This window comes from Candidatus Paceibacterota bacterium, assembly GCA_035452965.1.
Taxonomy (GTDB): Bacteria; Verrucomicrobiota; Verrucomicrobiia; order Limisphaerales; family UBA8199; genus UBA8199.
Window position 1 is genome coordinate 34,709 of the sequence record DAOTCE010000037.1, and the last position, 14,588, is coordinate 49,296.

General features: G+C 62.5%; 18 protein-coding genes. 16 read left to right on the top strand and 2 right to left on the bottom strand.

What is annotated here, in order from left to right; translation table 11 throughout:
* Positions 1-27 precede the first annotated feature (27 nt).
* On the top strand, positions 28-1,311 hold the full coding sequence (locus tag P5205_19230; protein HSA12497.1) for a hypothetical protein: 1,284 nt from the start codon (positions 28-30) through the stop codon (positions 1,309-1,311).
* A gap of 195 nt (positions 1,312-1,506) precedes the next feature.
* The gene (locus P5205_19235; GenBank protein HSA12498.1) at positions 1,507-2,403 is read left to right on the top strand and encodes a hypothetical protein; all 897 of its coding nucleotides are present in this window, start codon (positions 1,507-1,509) and stop codon (positions 2,401-2,403) included.
* A gap of 130 nt (positions 2,404-2,533) precedes the next feature.
* Here P5205_19235 and P5205_19240 read toward each other — a convergent pair whose 3' ends face one another.
* A complete protein-coding gene (locus P5205_19240; GenBank protein ID HSA12499.1) occupies positions 2,534-3,229 on the bottom strand; it encodes a hypothetical protein in 696 nt (231 codons plus the stop codon).
* 376 nt (positions 3,230-3,605) lie between these two features.
* Between P5205_19240 and P5205_19245 the strand changes: the two genes are divergently transcribed.
* The 14 genes from P5205_19245 to P5205_19310 all read left to right on the top strand — a co-directional run bounded on the left by P5205_19245 (position 3,606) and on the right by P5205_19310 (position 13,883).
* Positions 3,606-3,869, top strand: coding sequence for a hypothetical protein (locus P5205_19245; GenBank protein ID HSA12500.1), 264 nt, complete (start codon positions 3,606-3,608; stop codon positions 3,867-3,869).
* A 76-nt stretch (positions 3,870-3,945) separates the two neighbouring features.
* Positions 3,946-4,170 carry a helix-turn-helix domain-containing protein gene (locus tag P5205_19250; protein ID HSA12501.1) on the top strand — a complete coding sequence of 75 codons (225 nt, stop codon included), beginning with the start codon at positions 3,946-3,948 and terminating at the stop codon, positions 4,168-4,170.
* A 33-nt stretch (positions 4,171-4,203) separates the two neighbouring features.
* Positions 4,204-4,632, top strand: a complete 429-nt coding sequence (locus P5205_19255; protein ID HSA12502.1) for a hypothetical protein — start codon at positions 4,204-4,206, stop codon at positions 4,630-4,632.
* A gap of 68 nt (positions 4,633-4,700) precedes the next feature.
* Positions 4,701-5,432, top strand: coding sequence for a hypothetical protein (locus P5205_19260; protein ID HSA12503.1), 732 nt, complete (start codon positions 4,701-4,703; stop codon positions 5,430-5,432).
* A gap of 120 nt (positions 5,433-5,552) precedes the next feature.
* Positions 5,553-5,729, top strand: a complete 177-nt coding sequence (locus P5205_19265; protein HSA12504.1) for a hypothetical protein — start codon at positions 5,553-5,555, stop codon at positions 5,727-5,729.
* Positions 5,730-5,735: 6 nt separating this feature from the next.
* Complete coding sequence (locus tag P5205_19270; GenBank protein HSA12505.1) at positions 5,736-6,419, top strand: ribonuclease H-like domain-containing protein; 684 nt, start codon at positions 5,736-5,738, stop codon at positions 6,417-6,419.
* A 209-nt stretch (positions 6,420-6,628) separates the two neighbouring features.
* Complete coding sequence (locus tag P5205_19275; GenBank protein HSA12506.1) at positions 6,629-6,832, top strand: hypothetical protein; 204 nt, start codon at positions 6,629-6,631, stop codon at positions 6,830-6,832.
* A gap of 48 nt (positions 6,833-6,880) precedes the next feature.
* Positions 6,881-8,257, top strand: coding sequence for a PIF1 family DEAD/DEAH box helicase (locus tag P5205_19280; GenBank protein ID HSA12507.1), 1,377 nt, complete (start codon positions 6,881-6,883; stop codon positions 8,255-8,257).
* Between the two features lie 39 nt (positions 8,258-8,296).
* Positions 8,297-8,656, top strand: a complete 360-nt coding sequence (locus P5205_19285; GenBank protein HSA12508.1) for a hypothetical protein — start codon at positions 8,297-8,299, stop codon at positions 8,654-8,656.
* Positions 8,657-8,685: 29 nt separating this feature from the next.
* Positions 8,686-9,018 (top strand): LuxR C-terminal-related transcriptional regulator, encoded by a 333-nt coding sequence (locus P5205_19290; GenBank protein ID HSA12509.1) that lies wholly within the window; start codon positions 8,686-8,688, stop codon positions 9,016-9,018.
* Between the two features lie 9 nt (positions 9,019-9,027).
* Positions 9,028-11,034 carry a bifunctional DNA primase/polymerase gene (locus P5205_19295; protein ID HSA12510.1) on the top strand — a complete coding sequence of 669 codons (2,007 nt, stop codon included), beginning with the start codon at positions 9,028-9,030 and terminating at the stop codon, positions 11,032-11,034.
* Positions 11,031-11,828 carry a hypothetical protein gene (locus P5205_19300; GenBank protein HSA12511.1) on the top strand — a complete coding sequence of 266 codons (798 nt, stop codon included), beginning with the start codon at positions 11,031-11,033 and terminating at the stop codon, positions 11,826-11,828. The genes P5205_19295 and P5205_19300 overlap by 4 nt, the downstream gene beginning before the upstream one ends.
* The gene (locus tag P5205_19305) at positions 11,812-12,489 is read left to right on the top strand and encodes a hypothetical protein (GenBank protein HSA12512.1); all 678 of its coding nucleotides are present in this window, start codon (positions 11,812-11,814) and stop codon (positions 12,487-12,489) included. The genes P5205_19300 and P5205_19305 overlap by 17 nt, the downstream gene beginning before the upstream one ends.
* Before the next feature lie 56 nt (positions 12,490-12,545).
* Entirely contained in the window at positions 12,546-13,883 is a 1,338-nt protein-coding gene (locus tag P5205_19310) for a terminase family protein (protein HSA12513.1), read from the top strand.
* A gap of 29 nt (positions 13,884-13,912) precedes the next feature.
* Here the strand turns inward: P5205_19310 and P5205_19315 are convergent, their stop codons facing one another.
* Positions 13,913-14,161 carry a hypothetical protein gene (locus tag P5205_19315; GenBank protein HSA12514.1) on the bottom strand — a complete coding sequence of 83 codons (249 nt, stop codon included), beginning with the start codon at positions 14,159-14,161 and terminating at the stop codon, positions 13,913-13,915.
* Positions 14,162-14,588: the final 427 nt, after the last annotated feature.

The window sequence follows — 14,588 nt, forward strand, 5'->3', positions numbered from 1 at the left end:
CCTGCCCATCTTCAGCTTATCCCGCACATGAATGAATTGTACGAGATGGAGCTAGCGTCCGCAGAGGCCGGGTTGATGACTAACGAGGAGCTTGTCAGGAATGCCGGCTATTTTGGGCGAGTCGGAGACGAGTGGACGCGGCACTTTCTTATTTGCAGCGGTGAGCCTCTAAGGCTGCCGAAGCACTCCTCCTCGCAACTGCGCTCGTTTTTCGAGAGGAACCAGTTCCGGACTGGCTATGCAACGCATGGGCTGTTTCCTTACCGTGGGAAGTTCCACCCGCAGATGATTAAGGGCGTGCTGAATGCGATGGGGCTTCGGCCTGGCGAAACCGTAGTGGACCCGATGATGGGCTCAGGAACAGTGCTCATTGAGGCGAAGCTTATGGGCATTAAGTCCGTTGGGCTGGATGCAAGCCCGTTCTGCCGGTTCATGGTCCAGGCCAAACTGGATGGATTGACGGTGGCCCTTGAACCCTTGCAGGCGGCCTGCCGGGACAGCAAGGCTGTATTCGAGCACTTCAAGAAGCGCGCTGGCCAGCCGAGTGCGGGGAGCAAGGTTCGGTACTATGCGCCCGCAGAGCCTTGGGATGAGGGCTTAAAGGACGGATCTGGGCCGTTCGCGTATGACGCCAAGTTCGGCGCGCTACCGAAGGGCTGTGAAGCCGCGAAGGTGTATGACTTCCTCCTGCTCGCATACTTGGACAGCGCTGGCTATAGCGAGCGCAGTGAGAGAAAGGCCCCCTACGATCAGTTCCACGCGATCTTGGAGCGGTACTACTTCGTAGCCAGGAAGATCCAGAACGTGCTCGGCGGGTTCGAGTCAGAGATGGCCGAGGCCACGGCAGTTCGGGGTGACGCGAGGAAGCTGCCACTCGAGAATGAGTCCGTGGAGGGCGTTCTGTTCTCTCCACCGTATAGCTTTGCAATCGACTACCTGGAGAATGACTCCTTCCATCTAAACTACTTGGGCGTGGATTTGGAGGAGCTGCGTAAGGGGATGGTCGGGCTTCGCGGCGGATCATTGCGGGAGAAGTTTGAACTGTACCGTGAGGACATGGAGCAAGTGATGGCCGAGTGTGCCAGGGTGCTCAGGCCGGGACGTTTCTGCACGGTTGTGGTCGGCACAAACAACAACCAGTTGGGTAAGATTCTCGGCACGCCAGCCGAGGAGGTGACGGGCATTGACGAGCTGATTTCAGATTGGGCGCGCGGGCATGGGCTGCAGCGCGTGCGGAAGCTGCACCGGCAGATCCATGGGATGTCTAACACGATGCGGACGGAGTACATTGTGTTCTTCCAGAAGGGCTGAAGCCTTCCAGATTCCTGCTTTTCTTCCGCTGAGATTTGAGGGTGTCCGTAGCCCGGAGGGTGGCTACGTCTTCAACCGAGGCGGGTTGCCAGGCGGCGGTCCTCGCGTCGGGCGCTGGTGGGGGCGGGGGTCGTCACCAGATTAATTTTCTGGGTTGGACAGCCTTTGTCCTAGGGGGCTGATACTTTGGGAGGCATGAACATCATTAATCAGCGAGAAGTTTTGAAGCGGATAGCGGGGGTGCGGTTGTTGTCGGCCAAGGCGCTGGGGCTGGCGCTGCAGGCGCCGGTGTTCGTGTGGGATATGCCTCCCGAAGGACGAATTTACAGCAAGGAGGAGCTGGAATTTCTCAATACCAGCGTTCTGGAGCCGGGGACGCAGTGCCCGAAGTTGCTACCGTTTCCTTTGTTTCGCGTAGCGACCTGGGCGGGCTTTGATTTGTGGTTCCACACCGGGACGATGTCGCTGACGTGCCTGAGTTACACACGGCCGGGGGATTTGGGGGTTGAGGATGAACCGAAGAGCGAATCGCTGTTCGAGCACGAATACCGCTGGGTGCTGGAGGAGGGAAGCGTGCAGGGGGAAGGCGCGGCGCCGACACGTATCAAGGGCCGTTTGACTGCGATGGTCGATTGGAAGCCGGTGCCGGAAGGGAAGGTCCTGGCGATGAAGGAGAAGGACCCGAAAGGTTTCGAGGGGATGTTCATGGAGCCGCTCCGTAACTTGCAGGGTTTCCTTTTCGATATGGAGTACCCGGGGAACGTAGTGGTGAAGGTGGAACCGGCGGAGAAGCCGGGCAAGAGCGTGGAGTGGCGGCTGGCACGGACGCATTACTGCATTTTGCGGCGGGGGGATGCGCGGGCGTGCCAACGCCAGGCGACTGGCCCGAGCGAAGAGCAGATCGTGCGGGCGGCCCATTGGCGCAGGGCGCATTTCCGGCGGCTGCGGAGTGCCGTGTTTACGCAGAAGCGAGGGCAGCTCGTGGCGGTGCGGCATGCCTGGGTGGGGCCGGCCGAGTGGAAGGGGAATGACGGCAAGGTTTACAGGGTGGTGACCTTTGAGCGAGGCGAGGCTGGGCACGCTGAGAACTGAAGCGAGCGAGACGCGGCTGGTATGGGAACCGTTGAAACGGCTCAGCGCAGGGGGCCGCTTCACACCGCGCTGAAGCGTGTTAATGAGAGCGGCTGTAACGGCCAGCGTTCGCTGTGCCGCGTGGTTTGATTCAGCGTCCGCGGCGTGGCTTGCGCGCATCTTGGGCCGGCATTCCGTCCAGCAGTTGTGGTTTGCGCTTGGGGAGTGAGCGGCCGGATTTTGATTCAATGATCTTGTTGGTGGCATGTGAGCAGTCGCTCAGGATCTGCGCAACCAATTGGTAGCAGTTGTTGCCTGCGTCATTGGAACTCACCGCCTCATTGAGGCGATGGCCCCACTTTTCCAGCAGATCCTCGAATCCGTCCATGGGTTCAACAACCTCGCCGATGGCTTTGGTGATCCGGTAGCCAAAGAGGTCCACTGCACCGACCTCGTTGGCGGCCAAGGCCGATAGGGCACCTCTGGTGATATTCATCACACAGGCCGCTATGATCGCCGGGACGTCGAAGTACGACAGGAACAGGAGGTTTGGGTCCTTGGGATTGATGGACTGGCAGCGCTCGAAGGTCTCCCGGGTGTAGGGCTTGTGGCGCGCGTCGAGAATGGGGGCACTGATGTCGTTCTTCATCAGCCACTCGAAGTTAACCCCGGTACGCATGGCAATTTCGCCGCCGAGGGATTCCGCCAGCGGGAGTTTGCAGAGCTCAATCTTCTGGATGGTGACGGGGGAGCGTTTGACCAGGCGCGCCATTTCCTTTTGCGTCATGTCGGGGCCGATGGTGTGCCGGAGGATCGCCAGCGTGTGCTTCAGAGGTGATGGTTTCATAACGGGCATACCATATACGCAATAAACCTACGTGTCAACGTTGCCCGCATACGCATTGCGTGTATGCTCGCAGGCACGCAGATGAACGCCAGGTGGGCCGGCATGCAGGCAAGCGTTTTTTTCGGGAAAAGTGGCGGCTCCTGACGGCCCGTGACGGCTGGTGACGGTTCCTGACGGTGGCGCCGGCGGCGGCCTGGGCGGCGTGGCCAACGTGGTGGGTATGGTCGAGGCGCGCGCGAGCGGGCGGTGGGCGGCGGAGGGGGCACCTGGGGGACGCCTAGGGGTGCTAAGGGGCACTCCGGGGGCGCTGAGGATCTGGTTAGTAGCGCGGCTGCTGAGAGGGCAGCTATGGTGCGCGGGCTGGGAATGAACCCGTGTGCAGGCAAGTGCGTTGGTGGTGAAAGCAGAAAGCGTGAAGGAAATGACGAAAAGTGAAAAGTGGGTTTCAGGCCCGTGGAATAAGGGTCTGGTTGAGGTCGCGATTTTCGGCGCCGGATGGCGGTCGAAAACCGTCAACAGTTTTCTGAAATATTTTTGTGCGCAAGAACTGTGGTCACGGGTGGTTGCTTTCGCATGCCTTCGCATGCGTGCAGGTGGTGCTTTTGGCACCCCGATTGGTTGCGAAAAAAAGGCTTTATAACAGGTGCGCGCGCGAATGGTCAGGCGGGCTGAGCAGCGCGGCGTGAAGTGAACAGATGGGTTGAACAATGATGACGATGCAAGCGAATCAAGTGGTGGCGACCGGAACGCAGAGCGTGCCGGTCGAGGAGTTCATCAACAAGAGCGAGGTGGCGCGCCGTCTGAAGAAGACGGTTCGCTGCATAGATAACTGGATGTCGAGAGGCATCCTTCCCTACTACAAGATCGGGCGCTCGGTGGCGTTCAAGTGGAGCGAGATCGAAGCCGCGCTGGCCAGGACGTGCCGGGTCTGCAGAGGTTGAGAGTTGAGGGTTGATGGACCCGAACACTGGCCGATGAACTCCAGGGAAAAAGGCAAGCGCGGTGAGCGGCAGTGGCGCGACGCACTTCGTGCGCACGGCTACATGGCACGCCGCGGCCAACAGTTTTCCGGCTCGCCAGAATCCCCTGACGTTATCTGCGAGGAGCTGGCCTGGTTGCATTTCGAAGTCAAAGCGGTCGAGCGGCTCAATATCGAGGATGCGATGGAACAGGCGCGACGCGACGGCGTCGGCAAGGTGCCGGTGGTCGCGCATCGCAGGAGGTTCTGCCCGTGGCTGGTGACGATGGATGCCGAAACATTTTTCAAATTCCTGCGCGGGGATTTCACAGGAGGCAACGGAGGCAACGAAGGCCGGAATGGGACCGATGGGACGAATGGCCAATCGCAAATGGCCAATGGCAAAACGGGTAGCCCTGAGCACTGGACCCAGCGGAGGGATTGAATTTGGGGGCGCATTGGCGTGCGTTCCCAGCGACAGAAAACAACAAACGACAGAAAGAGAACAAACGAATGAAGATCAAGAATAACAATGGGAACTTCGAGCCCTGCCCGGAGTTCACGGGCAAGGGTGTGTGTGTGGACGCGACGCCGCTGCGCAAGCAGCAGAGTCAGTTTGGCGAACGCGATGTGTTCAAGCTCGTGTTCGAGGTGGACCTGTTGAAGGACGACGGCAGCCGATACTGCGTCTGGTCGAAGAGCTTCACGCCCACCCTGAATGAGAAAGCAAACCTGCGGAAATTTGTGCGGGGCTGGTTCGGACGCGACTTGACCAAGGCGGAGCTGGATGACTTCGACACGGAATGTCTGATCGGCAAGGCGGCCCAGCTCGTGGTGGTCCAGGAGCACAAGGACAGTGACACCTACGCCAACATCGCGGCCTGCACGCCGGACAAGTCGGGGGCGCCGTTGCAGCCGTCGGGGAAGTATGTGCGGGTCAAGGACCGCCAGGCGAACGGCGCTGGTGCTGCGACGGGCGCCGGAGCCGCGCAGGGAACGTATCGGCGGGCTGAGCAGGCAGCGGGCGATAGTGGCGACCTGGGCGCGACCAAGATCCACGTGGGCCGGTGCAAAGGGCTGGAGGTTCGCGACCTGGCCCCGGAGCAGGTGCAGGCGCTGATCGAGAAATGGTTGCCGACAGCGAAGGCGAATCCGAAGCCGTTGGCGGATGACAAGCGGCTGATTGCGGCGCTGGATTGGTGGGCCGCAGAGCGGGATGAACTCGCGGACAACGTTCCGTATTGAACCGCGATACCGAAGTTCGGCCTCCCAATGCGAGCCACGCGAATGAAATTGGCCCCTCTCCCTACTCTCTCCCCGGTGCGAGCCGCACAGGCCAACCCGGGGAGAGGTAGGGCCCAGCGGGTGAGTCGGTCGTTAGATGATGAGTATCGCAACGGCGGCGCCATTCGCGAGGACCGCGAGTGGGGTCGAGACCTGGTAACTGAGATGGCGATGCTCTCGTGCCGGCCGGATGTGCTGGCCAATGAGCTGAGGTGCATGGGCATCACGCCCGACGGTGATGAAGTGCTGGACGACTAAACAACTATGCAAACGATTTTTTTCGACATTGAAACGTGCGCTCTGCCGGAGGCAGAGATCGCAGCGATGATGCCGCCCTTCGACCCGGCTGAGGTGAAGACGGGCAATCTGAAGGACCCGGACAAAATCGCCGCCAAGCTGGCGGAAGCGGAGATGAATCACCGCCGCGATTTTGTCGAGCGCGCGGCACTGGACCCTTTGACGGGTCGGGTGGTCGCGATTGGGATGCTTTACCTGGCCGGCGGCAGATTCGATGTCATCGGCCACGATGACGAGGCGCAGACGCTGCGCGAGTTCTGGCAGGCCTGCCGCGGCGAGATGGGCCGCGTTCACCAGATGGTGGGCTTCAACATCTACCAGTTTGATCTGCCGTTCCTTTTCCGGCGGTCGTGGAAGCATCGGGTCGAGATGCCGTTCGGCATCCGACGCGGGCGATACTGGGCCGACGAGATGGTTGACCTGCGCGACAACTGGCAGCTCGGCGACCGCCAATCGCGTGGTTCGCTGGACAGTATTTCCAAACATCTCGGGCTGGGTGCGAAGAACGGTGACGGGAAGCAGTTCGCCGAGCTGTGGCGCTCGGATCGCGACAAGGCCGTCGCGTATCTGCGGAACGATGTGGAGCTGACGGCGCGGGTTGCCGGCGTGCTGGGTGTGACGCCGATGGTCGCAGAGGAGCTGGCGTATTGAAAGGAAACCACCGATGAACACGAACGGACACGGATTGCCCCTCACCCCCGCCCCTCTCCCCATCGGATGGGGCGAGGGGAGAATTTCAATTTATGCGCTGCTACCCAGGGCGGCGCTCGTTCCTCACTTGCCCTGGGCTGATTTCGTCTTGCCCCGTTGGGGCGGCAGTTACAGCCGGCTGACGCCGGCTGAGTTGTGGAGTTGAAGCTATGAACGAGCGGGAACAATTGGCTACGAGCAAGGCTTACACGTCGAAGCGGTTCGTCGTGCGCGGGGATTTCGGGGCGATGGCGCTTGGTGACCTGCAAGGCGCAAAGCGCCACGTGTCGAAACGGATCTGCCGAGACCATACCTGGGTGATGGCGAAATGGTCGCGGCGATGCACGGTGTGCGGCCTGGTCGAGGATCGGTGAAGGGTCTTCACAGAAGGCAACTAAGGAAACGAAGAGCGAATGCATCAGATGGACCTGAATGAAACCACAATGCAGGGGGCCACCATTGGGGCTCTCCCCGACGAGGGGAGAGCCGTTCGTCCGCGCTGGACTCCTGAGCAACTGGCGAAGATGGAAGCGCCGATTGATGAAGGGAGACGGTTTGTGGCGGCGGCCCTGGCCGGTCGGAACTGTTTTCTGACCGGCATGGCCGGCACGGGCAAGAGCACGCTGTTGCGGCGCTTTATCGAAGAGTGCCTGCACAGCACGAACATCCAGCGCGTTGACGTTACCGCGCCGACCGGCGTGGCGGCCTTGAACGTGGGCGGCATGACGATTCACCGGTTTTGCGGGATGATGCTGGGGCCGCAGGCGGGGCAGTCGAATGAAGAGTACTTCGCCCTGCTACAGCGCGACCCGCGGCGGTCGATTCTGGCGGGGTTTAACCGGGTGCGGCGCTGCGAAGTCCTGGTCATTGACGAAGTATCCATGCTCCAGGGCCGACATTTTGACTTTGTCGAATTTCTGTTCCGGCGACTGCGGGGCCGCGATGAACCTTTTGGCGGGTGCCAGGTGATCGCCACCGGTGACTTCCTGCAACTGCCGCCTGTCCGGACCAGCGAGAGCGAGCCTTATGACTGGGCATTTCGGACGCCGGCCTGGGCGGCGGCCGAGTTCAAGACCGTGGTGTTAGACACGGTCCGGCGGCAGGATGAGGCGTCGTTCGTCCAGGCGCTGGCCAGCTTCCGGGTTGGCCGCGTGTGGGGCGAGTGTGCCCGTCTGCTGCAATCGCGGGTGCGGCGCAATCCGCCGGCCACCATGCCGCGCCTGTTTACTCACAACGCCCAGGTGGACAGGTGGAACGCATTCCAGCTTTCCGAGCTGCCGGGCGAGGAAAGCGTGTTGGAAGCCGAGCAGAGCGGTCCGGAGCACCAACGCGAGTTCCTCGTCAAGAATCTGCTAACCCCGGAGACGTTGCGGGTGAAGCCCGGAGCGCTCGTTATGTTCACCGTGAACAAGAACGAGCCGGACCGGCGCGAGCCGTTGTTCGTCAACGGGCAGATTGGCACGGTCGAGGCCGTCGAGCCCGGCAGGGTGGTGGTGCGCACTGGCGGCGGGGTGCTGAGGGTCGAGCGGTTCGCCTGGCGTTTTGATGCGCAGGACGACAGCTCGGCGGCCTTCAGCCAGTTCCCGCTACGGCTGGCATGGGCGATGACAATTCATAAGGCGCAAGGGTTGACGCTGGATTCGGCGTTCCTGGACATCCGCGCCGCCCGGGAACCGGGCCAGGCCTATGTTGCCGTGTCGCGAGTGCGGTCGCTGGCGGGGCTGAATTTCAAGGAGTGGTTCAAGGGGGTCCACGTGGCGCCCGAGGCAATCGAGTTCTACAGGGCGATGGCGGCTTAGACACGAGACACGAATTTCACGAATTTTCACTAAACACGCATGAAGACACTCATTGAGGGCCGGACGGGACTGAACGAGGCCATTGGCGGCCAGGAACTATGTGCCTGGCAGCCGACGCGCGGCGTTGTTTGGGTGCAGACCCGCAATCCGAAGCACGCGCGGCGGATGGCCCAGCGCGGCGACAGCCGATTGGTCGCGCGCGGCGTAGCCGGCGGCTACCTGAAGACCTTTGAATTCCGGCGGTCCCTGACGTGGGGAATGCGACTGATGAAACGATACATGTCCGACGTAGCGGCGACTAATGAGGGGTTGGGCCGCGCCAATTGCCCTACGGCAAGCCGGAAGTGCCCGGTTGGCAGAGGACAGGGTGACAGGCTGGCGGCGCAGGCCGCGGCCTGAAATGAGCACTAGGACGGTCGCTAACGCGCATGCGCCCGAGACGAACCATTCCCGTCAGACGCGGCCGGCCCATGTTTTGGCGCGGGTCGGCGGTGACAGCGAAGCTGTATCCGGGGTTGGCGAGGAAGCTTTCGTGCCATGGCCGGCGCGAAGAGGTGCTGGCTGGCATTTGGGCCGGGAAGGGAACGAAGGAAATTGCGGCTGACCTGGGCATCAGCGCCAAGACGGTGGAATACCACCGGGCGATGCTGTTTAGCGTCTTTGGGGTGCGCGACACGGTCAGCCTGTGCCGGCGCGCGCTCTTGGCAGGGGTCATCCATCTGGATGGCCGGCGGGATGAGCAGGGCAGGCAACTGAGATGAGAGGTCTTCATGACTGAAGCTTTGATGGAAATCGAAAATGGCTTGGAGAGCACCCCCCAGCGCGTTAACGGGGAGTCTGAGGGGTCTGCTTTGGAGCGGTTTACTGCGCGGCTGGGTGAAGACGTCTTCTTCGTCCCGTGCGAGTGGGGCACGAAGAAGCCGCTGGTGACCTACGTTGAGCGGCCGTTCGAGGGAACGAAGACGCCGGCTTACCAGGCGCTGTTTGAGGTCGAACCGACCAACATCGCTGTTTACCTGGGCAAGGCATCGGGCGGGCTCTGCGCGATTGATTTTGACGCGGATGAGGATTTGGCCGCGTTCCTGGCGGCCAATCCGAAGCTGGCGGGCACAATGCAGTCGCGCGGGAGCCGCGGCGGCATGGTCTGGCTGCGGATCGAGGGGGACTACCCCGAGAGCTGCAACCCGGAACACAAGCGCTTTGAATGGCGGGCGGACAGGCGGCTTTCGACCATCTACGGCCTGCATCCGAAGGGGATGGAGTACAGCCTGGTGGTTGATGCCGCGCCCGTGACCTTGCCGTTCTCAGAAATCGTGTGGCCGGCGGAATGGGAATTGCCGTGGCTGAATGGGGGCGACGGAAAGCTGCGGCTGCTTTACGGAGAACCTTTCTACACCAATGACAAGGGCGCGCTGACGGGTATCAACGAGGCCTATTGGGCGGGATTGCACGCGTCGGAGAATGAAATCCTGTTCGAGAAGGATGAGAAGGCGTTTTACGCCTACGCGGGCGACACCGGGCTTTACGCGGTCGAGTCGGATGATGGGATTCGGACGAAGATCTCAGGGCGGATGCTGGAGGCATCGCGCCAGGCGAACGTGTTCGACCTGCAGAAGCGGCGCACAGCGAAGACGCTGAACAGCGTCATCTCGCATTTGCGCGGGATTGTGGAACAGGAGAAGCCGTTCGCCGAGCGGCGCAAGGTGATCCACCTAGCCAACGGGGTGATTGTCTTCAACGGAGCGGACGCGGAGTTGCGGCCGTTCTCGCCGGAATACCGGTCGCGGCACCGGTCGCCGATCGCTTTCGACGAGAACGCGAAGTGTGAGCGGTTCCTCAACGAGCTGGTCCTGCCCGCGGTGGATCCCGAAGACGTCGAGCTGTTGCAGAAGTTCGCCGGCATGTTTCTGCTCGGCTACAACCGCGCCCAGCGATTGCTGATCCTGGACGGCGAGGCCGGGCGGGGCAAAACGCAGTTTGCCAACGTCATGCAGGGGGTGGTTGGCATGGCCAATGTGACGCAGCTTCGCACGAAGCACCTCGCCGAGCGGTTTGAGCTGTTCCGCTATCTCAAGCGGACCCTGTTGGTGGGCGTGGACGTGGAAGCGGATTTCCTGAGCACCAAGGGCGCCGCCGTGCTGAAGGGGTTGGTCGGCGGCGATTGGTTCGACGCCGAGCAGAAGGGCGGGACTGGCAGTTTCCAACTGCAAGGCACGTTCAACGTGATGATCACGTCCAACGCGCGCTTACGGGTGCGCTTGCAGGGGGATGTTGGGGCGTGGGCGCGGCGGTTGAACATCGTGCGGTATGAAGCGCCGCCGCCGGCGAAGAAGATCAACGATTTTGGGGCTTACCTCGTGCGGACCGAGGGCAGCGGCATTTTGAATTGGGCGCTCCTGGGCGCGCAAATGGTGCTGAGCGAGATCCCGGACGATGGCGGCGATTTGAAGCTGACGGCGCGCCAGCGCGGGATTGTGGATTCCTTGCTCGCCGAGAGCGACAGCCTGCGACACTTCCTCCAGGACCGGGTTATCGCCGACAGCTACGGCGATTTGACCGTGACCGAGCTGGTCGAGGGCTACGGCGCGTATTGCCCGGAGCGCAAGTGGCAGCCGTTGCCGATTACCGAGGTCCATAACAAGCTGGAAGGGCTGATGCTGGAGCTGTTCGGCGTGACCAAGCGGCATGACGTGAAGCGCGAGGACAAGAACCAGCGCGGGTTTAGCGGGGTGAAATTCCTGACGGAGGGGGAGACTTTGCAGTCGGCCACCATATGAGCCTGGACGTGAAAAAGCTCGAGAAGGTGGTGGACCTGGCCGACGGGGTGAAGCGGGCACGGTGCCCGGCCTGCGCCGAAAAGGGGCAGGACAAGAAGGGCGAGCACCTCCGGATTGCGGCCGATGGCAAGTTCGGCTGCTGTGTGTTCCCGGGCGACCGCGAGCACCGGAAGCGGATCTATGCCCTGGCCGGAGAGCGGGGGCCTCGGGCGATCAGGGTCAGGGTTGCGGGCGTCACGGTTGCGCCGACGGTCCAGTCCGGGATTCTCGGACGCCTCGGACGGGTGTTTGGAAGTCCAGCGGGCACCTATAGTACTATAGGCGGCTCGGACGCCTCGGACGGGGTCCGCGAAGTCCAGAACCAGGAATGCAGCGTGCAGGATGAGCCCCGGACGCCTCGGACGGGTGTTTTGAAGTCCAGCGACGGTTCTGCGTTGGTGCTGGAGCTTCCTTTGGGAGAATCTCGGACGCCTCGGACGCCTGTTGAAAACTCTCACGTGTATCTTGAAGAGGTTCCTGTAGAGGAGTGTACTAATGCGAGCACGCAAGAAGAGTTTCGGGAGGGCGTCCGAGGCGTCCGAGAAGGGGGGGCGGCTGTGGAGCCGCCGAAAGCCGCTGAAGGGGGGGCCAGGCTGCCGTTCTTCACCGCTGACGGGACGCTGAGGATCCCATTCGACTCGCCGGAGCGGTATCACTGGTGGAAGCCGCCGCATGACCAGCGGTTGCGGGTGAAGGAAATCATCGCCGAGCTACGGGCTCGGCAAGAGGAGGTTGAAAATGGCGCTGGCTTTTGAGCAACAACCGCGTGAGAGCGATAAGGCGTTCGCCGCGTTCAGTTTGTATCTGAGCCTGGGGGCCGAGCGGTCCACCCGCGAGGTGGGGAAGCAGTTGGGAAAGAGTGAGGGTTTGGTTGAGCGCTGGGCCGCGAAATTTGACTGGCGGAGCCGGGTGGCGGCGCACGCGGCGCACCTGGCGGTGGTCGAGCGCGGAGCGATCGAGGCCGCGGCGCGAAGCAAGGCCGCGGAGTGGGCGGCCCGCGAGCACCAACTCCGTGAAACGGAGTGGGCGATGCACGAGCGGGCCATCGCCGCCGCGAAGCGGGGGCTGGATGCCTACATGGCCCGCGAGAAGGTGTATGCCAACCTGGCGGACATCGCCCGGATGCTGGAGATCGCCAGCAAGCTGGGGCGGCTGGCGACGGGGCTCGGCACCGACGGCGATCGGCGCAAGGGCGACGAGCTGCCGGCGGTGCGGGTGGAGGTGACGGTCGCGCTCGAGAAGATCTATGGCGAACCACTTCCTGGGGAAGTGGTGGACGTCGAGGTCGTTAGAGGGCAGCCTCCGGCGCAAAACAGGGTTTTGGCGGCGCAAACAGGCATTCCGGTGTCGCAAACAGGGGAATTGGGTGCGCAAACAGGGAATCCGGGGTCGCAAACAGGGGAGGTCGGCACGTGACGCCCTGGGAGCGCTATTTCCTTGTCGGGCGGCGGGCTGGGTGCCCGAAGGACCAAATGGACCGGTTCCAAGCGGCGGATGTTGTCCTGCAGAGCCGCCAGCTCGCCGCCTCGGCGGCGGCGCGGCTGTGCGACCGGGCCGACGGGCCGACGGCCGTCGGCTACGGCGGGGCCCGAGGCGGCGGCAAAAGCCATTGGCTTTTGGCGCAGATGGGTGCCGATGACGCACAGCGCGTGCCGGGGTTGAAGTGCCTGCTGCTGCGAAAGGTTGGCAAAGCCAACCTGGAGCACTTCGAGGACCTGCGGCGGAAGCTGTTTGCGAACCTGGGGCATCAGTTTTCGGCCTTCCGGGGGATCCTGACCTTCGACAACGGTTCCCGGATCATCGCGGGCCATTTCCAGAACGAGAAGGACATTGATGCCTACCTGGGGCTGGAATACGACGTAATTGGGATTGAGGAGGCCACGACGCTCACCGCGCGGAAGTATCAGGATATCACGACGTGCTGCCGCACGTCGAAGCCGAATTGGCGCCCGCGCATCTATTCGACCACGAACCCCGGCGGTGTTGGGCACGGGTGGTACCGCAAGCGGTTCATCGAACCGTGGCAGCGGCACGCGGAGAGCGAGACGCGGTTTATCGCGGCGCGCGTGACCGACAACCGGTGGAACAACCCGGAGTACATGCGCGTTCTCGAGGGCCTGACTGGCTGGCAGCGGCGGGCCTGGCTGGATGGGGATTGGGACATTGCGGCGGGGCAGTTCTTCACGACGCTGCGTCGGGAGGTGCATATTGTGTCGGACTTTGATGAGACCAGGGCGCGGGAATGGTTTTGCGCCCTGGACTACGGGTTCACCCATTACACGGTCGTGCTGCTCGGGTGCACGGATGGGGATGGCAACCTGTTCGTGGTGGATGAGCACGCGGAGCGGCTTTGGTTGCCGCAGCGGCACGCGCCGGCCATCGCGGCGATGCTTGCGCGGCATGCAATCTCCAATCGCAGATTGGAGATTGCGGACCTGAAGAGGTTTGTAGCCGGCGCGGATGTGTTCAGTCGGCAGAGCGACGGGTCGACCGTCGCGTCGCAATACGGCAAGCTGGGCATCACGTTGAAGCCGGCGAATATGGAGCGGGTGAGCGGGTGGGCGGAGATGCTGCACCGGTTTGGTGATCCGGCGAACGGAGTGAAGCCACGGTTGTTCATCCACGAGCGGTGTGCACGGCTCGTGGAATGCCTGCCGGCGCTCCAGCACGATCCGAATCGGCCTGAGGACGTGCTGAAAGTGGACTGTGACGAAGATGGCGCTGGCGGTGACGATGCCGCCGACGCGCTGCGGTATCTGGTGGCGACGAAGTCGCGGACCGTGACGCAGCGGAAGCTGAGAGGGCTGTGATTACCGAGGGCTAGAGGAGCCCCTCGTAGTCACCTGGCATCCCCCGCAACTGAGCGGAGCAGCGCCTTGGGGACGGTGTCGTCTTCCGGCTTGAAGAAAACAACCTTTCCTGCCGGCTTCTCAATCCTCAAGCAGCCGCAATCGGGGCACTGATAAATGGCCGTCACCAAGCGCTGGTCATAATACTCTGCCTGTTCACAAGACTCGGTGAAGCGGTTCCAGTCTTCGTCGGCAACCATGCGCGCCTTGTATGGAATGTCATCTGTGGTGTCTGACAAAATCTTCCCGCAAAGGCACATGAATTTCATGGCGTGCGCCTTCAGTGTAAGCGGAAGAATGAGGAGCGCAACGGAAAAGGCGGAGCCCCCCTGGGGGACGGCAGGGGGGCGAGCATTGGGGGTTGGGTGGGGGAGCGAACGGGAGCAGCAAGCCGAATGACGGCGCGGGCCTTGGCACCCGCAAGGGCCGTGACGGCGTGAGGCTTGCGGCGGGAGTGAGCGGTTTGGGGTTGGTCCTGTTCGCGAGCAGAAGAAAATCCCCGGCCGGAGCCAGGGATGTGTGACCTACGCGGCCACCGGCTGGGGCTCGGGCGCGGGGGTGGTCTCGGGCTGGGCGGCGGGGCGGGGCTTGGTGACGCCGGCGATGAACCTCTCGGCCAGCTTGGTGGCACTCTCCAGGGAGCGGCAGGGATAGGAGCGGACATCC

What these genes read in the sequence shown, in the direction of transcription:
- P5205_19230 (HSA12497.1), top strand. Translation starts at nt 28, where the DNA reads ATGAATGAATTGTACGAGATGGAGCTAGCGTCCGCAGAGGCCGGGTTG.
- P5205_19235 (HSA12498.1), top strand. Translation starts at nt 1,507, where the DNA reads ATGAACATCATTAATCAGCGAGAAGTTTTGAAGCGGATAGCGGGGGTG.
- P5205_19240 (HSA12499.1), bottom strand. Translation starts at nt 3,229, where the DNA reads ATGAAACCATCACCTCTGAAGCACACGCTGGCGATCCTCCGGCACACC.
- P5205_19250 (HSA12501.1), top strand. Translation starts at nt 3,946, where the DNA reads ATGCAAGCGAATCAAGTGGTGGCGACCGGAACGCAGAGCGTGCCGGTC.
- P5205_19255 (HSA12502.1), top strand. Translation starts at nt 4,204, where the DNA reads ATGAACTCCAGGGAAAAAGGCAAGCGCGGTGAGCGGCAGTGGCGCGAC.
- P5205_19260 (HSA12503.1), top strand. Translation starts at nt 4,701, where the DNA reads ATGAAGATCAAGAATAACAATGGGAACTTCGAGCCCTGCCCGGAGTTC.
- P5205_19270 (HSA12505.1), top strand. Translation starts at nt 5,736, where the DNA reads ATGCAAACGATTTTTTTCGACATTGAAACGTGCGCTCTGCCGGAGGCA.
- P5205_19275 (HSA12506.1), top strand. Translation starts at nt 6,629, where the DNA reads ATGAACGAGCGGGAACAATTGGCTACGAGCAAGGCTTACACGTCGAAG.
- P5205_19280 (HSA12507.1), top strand. Translation starts at nt 6,881, where the DNA reads ATGGACCTGAATGAAACCACAATGCAGGGGGCCACCATTGGGGCTCTC.
- P5205_19285 (HSA12508.1), top strand. Translation starts at nt 8,297, where the DNA reads ATGAAGACACTCATTGAGGGCCGGACGGGACTGAACGAGGCCATTGGC.
- P5205_19290 (HSA12509.1), top strand. Translation starts at nt 8,686, where the DNA reads ATGCGCCCGAGACGAACCATTCCCGTCAGACGCGGCCGGCCCATGTTT.
- P5205_19295 (HSA12510.1), top strand. Translation starts at nt 9,028, where the DNA reads ATGACTGAAGCTTTGATGGAAATCGAAAATGGCTTGGAGAGCACCCCC.
- P5205_19300 (HSA12511.1), top strand. Translation starts at nt 11,031, where the DNA reads ATGAGCCTGGACGTGAAAAAGCTCGAGAAGGTGGTGGACCTGGCCGAC.
- P5205_19305 (HSA12512.1), top strand. Translation starts at nt 11,812, where the DNA reads ATGGCGCTGGCTTTTGAGCAACAACCGCGTGAGAGCGATAAGGCGTTC.
- P5205_19310 (HSA12513.1), top strand. Translation starts at nt 12,546, where the DNA reads ATGGACCGGTTCCAAGCGGCGGATGTTGTCCTGCAGAGCCGCCAGCTC.